The 11,260-nt window shown below is 68.7% G+C and carries 13 protein-coding genes; 12 read left to right on the top strand and 1 reads right to left on the bottom strand.

Features of this window, described 5'->3' with window-relative positions:
* The first annotated feature begins 88 nt into the window (after positions 1–88).
* The 12 genes from VMT65_RS13700 (at position 89) to VMT65_RS13755 (ending at position 10,376) form a co-directional block, all read left to right on the top strand.
* Positions 89–1,525: an amino acid permease gene (locus VMT65_RS13700; protein WP_326308542.1), complete on the top strand. Its 1,437-nt coding sequence runs from the start codon at positions 89–91 to the stop codon at positions 1,523–1,525.
* A complete protein-coding gene (locus tag VMT65_RS13705; RefSeq protein ID WP_326308543.1) occupies positions 1,522–2,619 on the top strand; it encodes an alpha-hydroxy acid oxidase in 1,098 nt (365 codons plus the stop codon). The genes VMT65_RS13700 and VMT65_RS13705 overlap by 4 nt, the downstream gene beginning before the upstream one ends.
* The gene (locus tag VMT65_RS13710) at positions 2,616–2,975 is read left to right on the top strand and encodes a RidA family protein (RefSeq protein ID WP_326308544.1); all 360 of its coding nucleotides are present in this window, start codon (positions 2,616–2,618) and stop codon (positions 2,973–2,975) included. The genes VMT65_RS13705 and VMT65_RS13710 overlap by 4 nt, the downstream gene beginning before the upstream one ends.
* On the top strand, positions 2,972–3,976 hold the full coding sequence (locus VMT65_RS13715) for a hypothetical protein (RefSeq protein WP_326308546.1): 1,005 nt from the start codon (positions 2,972–2,974) through the stop codon (positions 3,974–3,976). The genes VMT65_RS13710 and VMT65_RS13715 overlap by 4 nt, the downstream gene beginning before the upstream one ends.
* Before the next feature lie 197 nt (positions 3,977–4,173).
* Positions 4,174–5,049: a PIG-L deacetylase family protein gene (locus VMT65_RS13720; RefSeq protein ID WP_326308548.1), complete on the top strand. Its 876-nt coding sequence runs from the start codon at positions 4,174–4,176 to the stop codon at positions 5,047–5,049.
* Positions 5,046–6,002, top strand: coding sequence for an alpha/beta hydrolase (locus VMT65_RS13725; protein WP_326308549.1), 957 nt, complete (start codon positions 5,046–5,048; stop codon positions 6,000–6,002). The genes VMT65_RS13720 and VMT65_RS13725 overlap by 4 nt, the downstream gene beginning before the upstream one ends.
* A gap of 33 nt (positions 6,003–6,035) precedes the next feature.
* The gene (locus VMT65_RS13730) at positions 6,036–7,139 is read left to right on the top strand and encodes a glycosyltransferase (protein ID WP_326308550.1); all 1,104 of its coding nucleotides are present in this window, start codon (positions 6,036–6,038) and stop codon (positions 7,137–7,139) included.
* A gap of 52 nt (positions 7,140–7,191) precedes the next feature.
* On the top strand, positions 7,192–7,524 hold the full coding sequence (locus VMT65_RS13735) for a DUF732 domain-containing protein (RefSeq protein WP_326308551.1): 333 nt from the start codon (positions 7,192–7,194) through the stop codon (positions 7,522–7,524).
* 198 nt (positions 7,525–7,722) lie between these two features.
* Positions 7,723–8,094 (top strand): hypothetical protein, encoded by a 372-nt coding sequence (locus VMT65_RS13740; protein WP_326308552.1) that lies wholly within the window; start codon positions 7,723–7,725, stop codon positions 8,092–8,094.
* A 95-nt stretch (positions 8,095–8,189) separates the two neighbouring features.
* On the top strand, positions 8,190–8,798 hold the full coding sequence (locus VMT65_RS13745) for a dihydrofolate reductase family protein (RefSeq protein ID WP_326308553.1): 609 nt from the start codon (positions 8,190–8,192) through the stop codon (positions 8,796–8,798).
* The gene (locus tag VMT65_RS13750) at positions 8,795–9,136 is read left to right on the top strand and encodes a YciI family protein (RefSeq protein ID WP_326308554.1); all 342 of its coding nucleotides are present in this window, start codon (positions 8,795–8,797) and stop codon (positions 9,134–9,136) included. The genes VMT65_RS13745 and VMT65_RS13750 overlap by 4 nt, the downstream gene beginning before the upstream one ends.
* A gap of 1 nt (position 9,137) precedes the next feature.
* A complete protein-coding gene (locus VMT65_RS13755) occupies positions 9,138–10,376 on the top strand; it encodes an RNA polymerase sigma factor (protein WP_326308556.1) in 1,239 nt (412 codons plus the stop codon).
* On the opposite strand, the gene VMT65_RS13760 is transcribed toward VMT65_RS13755, so the two are convergent.
* Positions 10,363–11,181 (bottom strand): bifunctional allantoicase/(S)-ureidoglycine aminohydrolase, encoded by an 819-nt coding sequence (locus VMT65_RS13760; protein WP_326308557.1) that lies wholly within the window; start codon positions 11,179–11,181, stop codon positions 10,363–10,365. The genes VMT65_RS13755 and VMT65_RS13760 overlap by 14 nt on opposite strands.
* Positions 11,182–11,260 lie beyond the last annotated feature (79 nt).

Here is an 11,260-nt window from a genome sequence, read left to right on the forward strand (position 1 = left end):
GTTACGCGAGTTCATCGGACCATAAAATCCAACCGTTTCACTGGAATGCATCGACCTCAAAGACATTCTCTCCGAATGGATTCCAGAAATGGCAGCACCAACTCTCAACCGCAGTCTGAGCCGGTGGGATCTCATCGCCATGGGCGTGGGCACCATTGTGGGCGCGGGCATCTTCGTCACCACCGGCATTGCCGCCGCCACCAAGGCCGGACCGGCCATTGTTCTCTCGTTCGTGCTGGCCGGGGCCATTTGCGCGCTGGTGGCGCTGTGCTACAGCGAACTCGCCGCCATGACGCCGCTATCCGGCAGCGCCTACACCTATACGCGCGGCACGCTGGGCGAGGTGCCCGCATTCCTGGTCGGCTGGAATCTGCTGCTCGAATACGCGGTGGCGGCCTCGGCCATTGCCATCGGCTGGTCCGGATTGTTCGGCGCGGCACTGAATTCCCTCTTCGGGATTTCTCTGCCCAAGGCGATTTCGGCGGGGCCCAGCGATGGTGGCGTCATCAATCTTCCGGCCGTCCTGATCGTCGCCGTGTTGATCGGTGTGCTGATATTCGAGGTGAAACTCACGGCGGCCGTGGTGAAAACCCTGGTGGCCGTGACCATCGGGGTGCTCGTGCTGGTGATCGCGATCGGCGCGCCGCACGTGCATCCCGGCAACTGGTCGCCGTTCCTGCCGTTCGGCGTGCACGGTATCGCGGCCGGGGCGGCGCTGGCGTTCTTCGCGTATCTGGGATTCGACGTCGTGGCCACCTCCGCCGAGGAGACCCGCGATCCGCGCCGGGATCTGCCCTGGGGCATCATCGGCTCGGTCGTCGTCGCCACCGCCCTGTATGTGGCGGTGAGCGCCGTATTGACCGGTGTCGCACCGTATTCCACGCTCGGCAATGCCGCGCCGGTGGCGACCGCGCTGGCCGCGGTGGGCGCGGGGTGGATCGGCAAGGTGATCCTGGTGGCCTCGGTGGTCGCGCTCACCAAGGGCCTGCTCATGGTGTGTTACGGACCCACCCGGCTGGTGTTCGCCATGAGCCGCGACGGGATGCTGCCGAAGGCGCTGTCCCACACCGGTTCCCGAGGCACCCCGGTGCGGCTGAGCCTGCTGCTGGGCACGGTGGTCGCCGTGGTCGCGGGCCTGCTGCCCATCGGCACGGTGGCGGAGCTGGTCAATATCGGCGCGCTGTTCGCCTTCCTGATCGTGGCGCTGGGCGTGCTGATCCTGCGTCGCACCGCACCCGACCGCTCGCGACCCTTCCGAGTCCCCTTCCTGCCGCTGGTCGCGGTGGGCGCGATCGCCGGATGTATCTGGCTGGCCACCACTTTCGAGGCCCTGACCTGGCTGCGCTTCGTGATCTGGAGTGCCGCGGGGGTGGCGGTGTACCTGTCATACGGCCGCCGTCACGCCACGGCGTCGCCCGTGGCCGAGGCCCCGGGTTCCACCGCCAGCCCGGCGGCCGCCGCCGCGTCCGCTGACGCACCCGAGCTGCCCGCGTCCGCCGCCCTGCCCGCCGGAGGTGTGGCGTGACCGCGCAACTGGACAGTTTCTACCCGACCCGCGTCGACTTCGGCAGCCTCGACGAGATCCGGCAGGCGGCCGCCGCGGCCCTGCCCGCCGATGTCCTCGATTTCGTGGAGGGCGGTGCGGGCAAGGAGATCACCCTGCGGGACAACCGGCTCGCCTTCGATCGCTGGCGCATTCTGCCCGCGCCCATGAGCGGGGTGGGCGCACCGTCCACGCACACCGAGTTTCTCGGAATGCCCTTGGCCACCCCGATTCTCACCGCACCCTTCGGTGGTGACGCGCTGTTCCACCCGGATGGCCACCCCGCGGTGGCGCGGGCGGCGCAGGCGCGGGGAGCGCTGTCCGTCGTGCCGGAGGCGGGCAGTTTCTCCTATCAGCGGGTGCGGACGGCCGCGCCCGAGGCCGCGCGGATCGCGCAGGTGCATCCGTTCGGGCATGCGACGGCGGTGGCCGAACGGGTGGCGCGGCTGGGTTACGACGCCCTGTGCGTCACGCTGGACTGCCCCGTCGGGGGCTTTCGAACTCGCAATATGGCCAATCGATTCGACCCGGATCAGCGGCATTTCGCGGGCAATCTGACCGGCGAGGACGGTGCCCCCGGCGTCGCGGAGGTGTTCGGGCAGCTGCTCAAACGCGGTGGCATGGTGTGGGGTTGGGCCGAGCTGGCCATCGCCGCCACCGGGTTCGGGTTGCCGTGGATCGCCAAGGGGGTGCTCACGCCCGCGGCGGCCGAGCGGGCCTTGGCCATCGGGGCGAGTGCGCTGGTGGTGTCCAATCACGGTGGGCGGCAGGTGGATCCGGCTCCCGCCAGTCTGGACATGCTGCCCGGTATTCGCGCCGCGGTCGGGCCGGAGGTGCCGATCCTGTTGGACAGCGGCGTGCGCACCGGCAGCGATATCTATCTGGCGCTGGCCCTGGGCGCGGACGCGGTGATCATCGGCCGCTCCGCCATCTACGGGCTGGCGGCGGCCGGGGAGGCGGGGGTGGATCGGGTCCTCGAACTGCTCACCGAGGAACTGCGCACGCTCATGATCCTCTCGGGCGCGCCGACCATCGCCGCGATCGACGCCTCCCGAATCACGCGGGCCGCCTCATGAGCGCATTCCCGTTGGCCCGCAGCGGTTCCGGCCTCGTCTTCACCTCCGGCCTCGCGGCCGTCGATCCCGAGACCCTCGCCGTCACCTCCGACACCTTCGAAGGCCAGGCGAAAGAGGTCTTCCGCCAACTCGATTCGGCCCTCGACGCCGAGGGCAGCAGCCGCGACCGCGTCCTCCGCCTGGACTGCTATCTGGCGGATCGCCGCTGGTTTCCCGACTGGAACACCGAATTCCGCTCCTACTTCCCGACGGCCGCACCGGCGCGGATCACCACCGTCACCACCCTGCCCATCGACGGGCTGCTCATCGAAATCCAGGCGATCGCCGTCGCCACCGCTCAGGAAGAACGATCATGACCGCAGTCACTCCGCTCATCCATTCGCACTCCGCCATCGGCGATTTCACCATTCGCGACGTCATCGAGGGCCAGACCGCCGGACAACTCATCGTCGCCGCCGACGACTGGGGATGGTGGGTCACCCTGCTGGGCGGCGACACCATCGTGCCCGCCACCGGCATCCAGCAGACCGTCGCCGAGGGGCTGATGCGCGCCGGGTTCCTGATTCGGCGTGGGCACCGCTACCAGCTCACCCACACCGGGCACGATGTGGGGAAGAATCGCGGCTTCGTGCGGGTCGCGGTGCGCGGGTGGGAGCCCACCTTCCGGCAGCTGTCGGACAGCCCGCATCGCGAATACATCCCCGCCGCAACCGAACCCGGTGAGGTGGCCCGGGGCTGCACCGATATCGCGCGGCGGCGGCCGGAGATCTTCGAGGCCATCGGCCGCGCCATCGCCGCCGACACACCCGGGTGCACCATCGACCTCGGCTGCGCCGACGCCGGTCGCGTGATGGCCCTGTCCGGCATCGCCGAGCACGAGCGCTTCCTCGGGGTCGACATCGAACAGGGCGTCATCGACGACGCCACCGAGGAACTCGCCACGCGCGGCCTCACCGACCGCATCACCCTGCTCGCCGGATCGGTTCAGCCCGAACCCGAACCGCCCGCCTGGCTCGCGGCCGTCGACCGCGAGGCCGTCACCACCGCCATGTCCTTCTTCCTGCTGCACCAGTTGGCCAGCGACGGCGAAGGCATCGCCGCGGTCCTGCGCGGCTGGATGGACTGGTTCCCCAACCTGCGCCGCCTGGTCATCGGCGACGGGTACCTGCTCGAAGCCCCGTATTGGACCGAACAGCCCTGGTTCTCGCCCACCTACGAGATCTACCACGCGGTCACCGGCGTCCGCCTCTGGACGCGGGAGGAATACGAGCAGGCCTTCGCCGACCTCGGCTGGAGTGTCCGCCGCCGCCTCGAGGACCACACCATGCTCGTCACCAGCATCCTCGAACGCGCCTGACCCCGCGGCCGAGCCCTCACCAGCATGCGATCCGGCAGGCGTCCGCTCGACGTTCGCCTGCCGGATCGCATGCTCGCGGGATTGGGGATGGGGAAGCGGGGAGGGCGGTACGGTTGGGGGGGCTCGCTGGGCGAAGGTGGTGGTTGGGCTCGAGGTTTTCGGGTACAGCACCCTTCGCTCGGTGAGAGGAGGGCGCGATGGATCTTTCCCGGATGCTCGATGCCGCGGGCCGAATGGTCGTGGTGTCGCCGCATTTCGATGATGCGGTGCTGTCGGTCGGGGGATTGATCGCGGCGCGGGCGAGCCGGGGGCAGACCGTCGAGGTGCTCACCGTGTTCTCCGCCGCCGGGGCCGCCATCACGGGTGGTGAGCGACAGAAAGCGTTCTCCGATTACGCGGTTCGGGTCGGGGAGGATGATCGGGCGCTGGCGGTGCTGGGGGCGCGGGCGCGGCGGCTCGGATTGTTCGAGCGCCTGTTTCGTGATCCGCGGCCGCGCGGGCCGCTGCCACTGTTCCGGACATCCGAGGATCTGGCGCGGGGCGCGTACGTCGAAGAAGTTCGGCGGGCGATCGCGCGGCTGGTGGCGTCCGAAGACACGGTTGTGCTGTCCCCCTTGGGAATTGGCAACCACGTCGACCACGTGATCGTGGCGGTGGGCGCTTTGCGGGCCGGGTCGCGGGTGCTGTTCTACGAGGACTTCAACGCGCTCTCGGAGCGCAATCGACGGCGACATCCGGTCTCGCGGCTGCGGCCGTTCCCCTATCGGTCCGCGCCCGGATGGGCGAGTCCGCGCGCCGGATTCGAACTGGAGGCCATGTCGCTGTTGGCGCGGGGGCCGGATGCGACGGCGCTGGCCGGGGTGACGGTGCACCCCGAGCAGTGGAGTATGACGGCGTTTCCGGTGACCGGTGGCCTGGAGGCGCGGAAGCTGCGGGCCGTCGGCGAATATCGGACGCAGACAAAGACTTTGGGTGGGGAGGCGCGGCTTCGTGAGATCATGAGGCGGGCGCACGCGGTGCGCGGGGGCGAACCGATCTGGCGGTTCGACACGGCGGGAGCGGGGCCGTCATGAGGTGGATCGCGATACTGGCGATGCTGCTCGGGGCGACCGTCGGGGCACCGGGGGCGCGAGCGGACGCCGCCGCGACCATCGATCACATCGTGCGGGTCACCGACCGCTGGCTGCAGGTCTTCGTCCGCTCCCCCGCCATGGCGGGCACCGTGCAGATCGATGTCCTCCTGCCACCGGACCGTTCGGTCCCGCGGCCCACCGTCTACCTGCTGGAAGGCATCGACTCCGCCCGACCCGACCAGAACGACTGGACCTTCCAGGGCGGCGCGGTCGAGTACTTCGCCGACAAGAACGTCAACGTCGTGCTCCCGGTGGGCGGCGCGGGCAGCTACTACACCGATTGGCAGCGCGACGATCGCGTGCGCGGACACCAGAAGTGGGAAACGCTGCTCACCCGGGAACTGCCGCCGCTGCTCGACGCTCGATTCGACGGCACCGGCCGCGCGGCGGTGCTCGGCATCTCCATGGGCGCGCAGGCGGCGATGATGCTGGCCGAGCGGTCCGGGAACCTCTATTCCGGGGTCGCCGCGCTGAGTGGATGTTTCGATACCGCCGATGCGATCGGGCAGGCGGAGCTGCGCTATATCGTCGGCACCGACGGGTCCGATCCGGATGCCATGTGGGGAGTCGCCGATGATCCGGACTGGGCCGCACATGATGTGCTGACCCACGCGGATCGCCTGCGCGGCAAGGCGCTCTATTTCTACGCGGCGTCGGGTCTGCCCGGGGAGCACGAGAATCCGTCGACTCCGGACCTGCCCGATGTGGTGTTCGAGGGCGGTGCCATCGAATTCGGCACCCGGGTGTGCACCGATCTCCTGCATAGTGAACTGGACGGTCTTGCCATACCGGCCACCTACGACTTCGCTCCGGCGGGCACGCACAGCTGGCCGTACTGGCGCGATCACCTCGCCGCCGCCTGGCCGGTGCTGGCCGCCGCCCTCGGCTCGTAGGGCGAAAACGTCGGGGAGAGAGGAAGTACCAGGGTGCGAGTACTGTTCGTCGCCACCCCGCTGATCGGCCATGCCTTCCCGATGCTGCCGCTGGCCCTGCGCCTGCGCGCGGCAGGGCACGAGGTGCTGCTCGGTTCCGGCGACGAGGTCGTGACCGTGCTGCGCGACCGATTACCGACGGTGACGGTCGCCGATCCCATGAGCGTGCGAGTTCCCCTGCGCGCCTTGGCTCTCCATCCGCTCGCCGCCCGGCACGCGATCATCGGCTCCGCCGATCCGATGGTCGCGGCCCGCGTCTTCGCCGCCGTGAACGACAACATGCTGCGGCGGGTGCTGGCGCTGTCGGAGCAGTTCGCACCCGATCTCATCGTGCACGAGCCCTTCGCCGCCGTCGCCGCGATCGCCGCCGACCGGCTGAAAGTCCCCGCGGTGCTGCACAATATCGGGCTCGATCACGGCGAGCTGGTCTGCGCGCGGCTGCTGGAACGACTGGGGGAACCGGAGGTCGGCGACACCGCCGCGCTGAGCATCGCGCCGCCCAGCATCGTCTCGATTCCGGGCTGGCCCATGCGCTACATCCCCTTCTCTACGCCCGGACCGCCCCTGCCCGACTGGCTCGAGACGCCCGGTGATCGCCCGCGAATCCTGGTCACGCGCAGCACGATGCTCGGCGATCGAGCGACGCCCTTTCTCCGCTCGGTCGTGCGCGCCGCGCCGGATGTCGACGCCGAATTCGTCATCGTCCGACCCGATCGGGGTGTCACCCGCCATCCCGCGCTGCCCGCGAATATCCGCACGGTCGGCTGGACCGTTCTCGCCGACGCCCTGCGCACCTGCGACGCCATGATCAATCACGGCGGTGCGGGCTCGGTGTATGCCGCCCTGAACGCCGGTCTGCCCCAAATCCTCACGCCCGACACCGGCGACCGCGGCTGGAACGCGGAGCTGATCCACGCCCGGGGCTGCGGGCTGTCCGTCGCGCCGAGACGCATTACCGCCGAGCACATCACGCGCCTGATCGACGATCGCGCCCTGGCCAAGGCCGCCCGCGAGGTCGCCGCGGAGATATCGGCCATGCCGAGTCCGGACGAGCTGTTCCCCCGCCTCGAGGGCTTGGCCGACTTCTCGCGTGATTAGCGGCCGGGCCGGGGTAGGCTCGCCGGGTTCGTTCGATGTTGAAGGAGAGTTCGTGGGTAAAAAGCGCCGTCTCGCTTCGGGTTTCGGAGTGATGGTCGCGGGGGTTTTCTTGGTGGGAGCGGCCGCGGGGGCGGCCGGTGCGGAGCGGGCGCTCACCGCACAGGAGCAGGTGTTCGTGAGTTATCTGCAGGCGCACGGAGAGCTCCTGTCGGATAACGATCAGCAGGTGGCGGCCATCGATGTGGGCAAGGCCGACTGCTCCGCGCTGGCGGGCGGGCTGACCAAGGAGCATCTGGTCGAGCAGCTGCCGGGCGGCGCGTCCGAGAAGGAGGAGGCCGTGCTGTTCCTGGACGCGGCCACCGCTCCGGGCAGCCTCTGCGGCTGAGATTCCCAGCGGACCCGTGGGCGCTGCCGGATTCGGCAGCGCCCACGGTTTTTTCGGGCCCACGACCGCTAACTGATTGCGTAACTTGTTAATTGCATACCTTGCGGAATTCTTCAGCAAATCCCATACCGCGCACCACGGGCGGGCGTAGCGTCACCGCACGCGAGGACCCGTCACGGCGCACGAAGGGAAATATCCATGGCGGACTTGGAAATTGCTCTGAAGGACATGATGATGCTCGACGGCGCGATCGGCGCGGCCGTCGTCGACTATGGCAGCGGTATGCCGCTGGGCATGTTGGGCGGTACGAAGAATCTGAACATGGAGATCGCGGCGGCCGGGAACACCGAGGTGATTCGCGCCAAGATCCGGACCATCGAGCAGCTCGGGCTCAATGAGGAGATCGAGGACGTGCTCATCACGCTCAGCAGCCAGTACCACCTGGTGCGGCCCTTGCGGGGGCGGCGCTCGCACGGGCTGTTCCTGTATGTGGCGCTGGATCGGGAGCGCGGGAATCTGGCCCTGGCGCGGCATCGGCTCAAGGACATCGAGGAGAATCTCGAGGTCTGAGAATTCTTTTTCGCGGTGATGTCGTATTCGCGGTAGCCCGTTCGTGTAGGGGATGAGCCCGGCATTCGGCCGGGCACGATCCCGAGGAGCGAATCATGGGCACGATCACCGCGGTCGTCAATCTGACCCTCGACGGCGTCATGCAGGCGCCGGGTCGGGCGGATGAGGACACCCGCAATGGATTCACCGGCGGCGGCTGGGCGCACCCGTACGCGGATCCGGTGCAGGGCCGGGTCATGGGTGAGCACATGGCCGCGCAGGCGGCCCGCGAGAGCGCGCTGCTGTTCGGCCGCCGCACCTATCAGGACTTCCACGGGTACTGGCCGAACCAGACCGACAATCCGTTCACCGAGGTGCTGGACAAGTCGGAGAAGCTCGTCGCCTCCCGCACGCTGACCGATCCGCTGCCGTGGCAGAACTCGACCCTGCTGTCCGGTGACGCGGTGACGGCCCTGCGGGAGGTGTTCGCCGAGCGGCCCGGGCTGAGTCTGGTGGTGCTCGGCAGCGGCGAGTTGCTGCGCTCGCTCATGCGCGCGGGCATGATCGACGAGTATCTGCTCTCGATCCATCCGCTGACGGTCGGTCCCGGCACGCGCCTGTTCGAGGGCGTGAATGTGGGCGCGCTGCGGTTGGTGCAGAGCGTGACCACGACGACCGGTGTGCTCATCGCCACCTACCGTCCCGCCGGAGAGGAGTCGCTGTGACGCAGTATCTGCTCAGCATCTACCAGCCCTCGGATTCCGCGCCGCCGGACAATCTCGACGAGATCATGAGCGAGCTGGGCAAGCTCAATGCGGAGATGCAAGCGGCCGGGGCGTGGGTGTTCGCGGCCGGGCTGCACGCGCCCAGTACCGCGACGGTGTTGCGGGCCAAGGGGTCCGAGGTGCTCATGACCGACGGGCCGTTCGCCGAGGGCAAGGAGCACATCGGCGGCTTCACCGTCATCGAGGCGGCCGATCTGGACGAGGCGCTGGACTGGGGCGGGCGCATGGCCACCGTCATCGGCCTGCCGATCGAGGTCCGGCCGATCCAGGATCGGTGACATGCCTTTCGGCACAGTCGATCTCGCGGCCGTCGAAGCGGTGTTCGCCGAACACTACGGCCGCGCGGTCGCCAGCCTGATCCGGGTCTTCGGCGATGTCGACATCGCCGAAGACGCGGTCCAGGACGCCTTCGCCACCGCGGTCCAACGCTGGCCGTCGGACGGCCTGCCGCCCAGCCCGCCCGGCTGGATCATCACCACGGCCCGCAACCGCGCCGTGGACCGCCTGCGCCGCGAGGCCGCCCGTCCCGACAAGTACGCCCAGGCCGCACTCCTGCACGAACGCGACACCCCACCCGAGGAGGGCGCAGTGCCGGACGATCGCCTCCGCCTGATCTTCACCTGCTGCCACCCCGCCCTGTCCCTCAACGCCCGGGTGGCCCTCACCCTCCGCCTCCTCGGCGGCCTCACCACCGCCGAAGTGGCCCGTGCCTTCCTGGTCCCCGAAACCACCATGGCGCAACGCCTCACCCGCGCCAAGGGCAAAATCCGCGACGCCCGCATCCCCTACCGAATCCCCTCCGACGCGGACCTTCCCGCCCGCCTGGATTCGGTGCTGGCGGTCCTCTACTTGATCTTCACCGAGGGCTATACCGCCACCGCGGGCGACCACCTGACCCGCCCCGACCTCTGCGCCGAGGCCATCCGCCTGACCCGCGTTCTCTTCGACCTCATGCCCGACGAGCCGGAAGTCTGGGGCCTGTTGGCCCTGCTGCTCCTCACCGAATCCCGCCGCGCGGCACGCACTTCCCCCGACGGAGCACTGATCCCGCTACCGGACCAGGACCGAACTCGCTGGGACGCGGCGTTGATCGCCGAAGGCCACACTCTGGTCCGCAAGTGCCTCCGCCGAAACCACCCCGGCCCCTACCAACTTCAAGCCGCGATCCAGGCGGTCCACGCCGACGCCCGCACCCCCGAGGCGACCGACTGGCCCCAAATCCTCACCCTCTACGACCATCTGGCCGCCCAACTCCCCACCCCCATGGTCCTGCTCAACCGCACGGTCGCGCTGGCCGAAGTCTCGGGCCCGACAACGGCTCTCACCGAACTGGAGGCCCTCGACCTGCAAACCCACCACCTCTACCACGCGATCCGAGCCGACTTCCTCCGCCGCCTGAACCGCACCTCCGAGGCCGCCGAGGCATACCGGTCCGCCATCGCTCTCGCCGCCAACAACCCCGAACGCGACTACCTGATGGCCCAGGCCAACTCCCTCGGGCAGATCAGGTCAGTTTGATCTGGCGATTGACGTCCTTGTACAGGAGGTAGCGGAACTTGCCGGGCCCACCCGCATAGCAGGCCTGCGGGCAGAAGGCGCGCAGCCACATGAAGTCTCCCGCCTCGACCTCGACCCAGTCGTCGTTGAGGCGGTACACGGCCTTGCCCTCGAGCACGTAGATGCCGTGCTCCATGACGTGGGTCTCGGCGAACGGAATCACCGCGCCGGGCTCGAAGGTCACGATATTGACGTGCATGTCGTGCGCGAGATCGTTCGGGTCGACGAAACGCGTTGTGGCCCAAGCCCCATTGGTATCGGGCATCGGCGTCGGCTCGACGTCCTGTTCCTGCACCGCGAACGCGCGCGTCGTGTAACCCTCGAGCGGCTCGTAAGCCTTGCGAACCCATTGGAAGGTCGCCACGTCGGCGGACTCGTTCGCCACCGACCAATCGGCCCCCGCGGGAAGGTAGGCGTACCCGCCCGGCGTGAGGCTGTGCTTCTCGCCCTCGATCACGACATTCAGCGTGCCGGTCAGCAGAAACAACACCGATTCGACGCCGCGCTCGGGCTCCGGTTCGGCACTGCCACCCCCGGGCGACACCTCGACGATGTACTGCGCGAACGTGGTCGCGAACCCCGCGATCGGCTTGGCCAGAATCCAGGTCCGGGTGTTGTTCCAGCCGGGCAGATTACTGGTCACGATGTCCCGCAACACCCCGCGCGGAATGACGGTGTACGCCTCCTTCACCACGGCCCGGTCGGTCAACAAGGTGGTCTGCGACGGCAGCCCGCCTTCAGGTGCGTAATACGTCGGCTCGCTCACACCCCCACGCTGTCACCCGCGACCAGCAAGAACAATCGCGCGGAACGATATATATCGAATATTCCGACCGCCCTCACCG

This window comes from Nocardia sp. CDC153, from assembly GCF_035818515.1.
Lineage (GTDB): Bacteria > Actinomycetota > Actinomycetes > Mycobacteriales > Mycobacteriaceae > Nocardia.

Bases quoted from the DNA above. Each gene is read 5' to 3' on its own strand.
- VMT65_RS13700 (WP_326308542.1), top strand. From the start codon at position 89: ATGGCAGCACCAACTCTCAACCGCAGTCTGAGCCGGTGGGATCTCATC.
- VMT65_RS13710 (WP_326308544.1), top strand. From the start codon at position 2,616: ATGAGCGCATTCCCGTTGGCCCGCAGCGGTTCCGGCCTCGTCTTCACC.
- VMT65_RS13715 (WP_326308546.1), top strand. From the start codon at position 2,972: ATGACCGCAGTCACTCCGCTCATCCATTCGCACTCCGCCATCGGCGAT.
- VMT65_RS13720 (WP_326308548.1), top strand. From the start codon at position 4,174: ATGGATCTTTCCCGGATGCTCGATGCCGCGGGCCGAATGGTCGTGGTG.
- VMT65_RS13725 (WP_326308549.1), top strand. From the start codon at position 5,046: ATGAGGTGGATCGCGATACTGGCGATGCTGCTCGGGGCGACCGTCGGG.
- VMT65_RS13740 (WP_326308552.1), top strand. From the start codon at position 7,723: ATGGCGGACTTGGAAATTGCTCTGAAGGACATGATGATGCTCGACGGC.
- VMT65_RS13745 (WP_326308553.1), top strand. From the start codon at position 8,190: ATGGGCACGATCACCGCGGTCGTCAATCTGACCCTCGACGGCGTCATG.
- VMT65_RS13755 (WP_326308556.1), top strand. From the start codon at position 9,138: ATGCCTTTCGGCACAGTCGATCTCGCGGCCGTCGAAGCGGTGTTCGCC.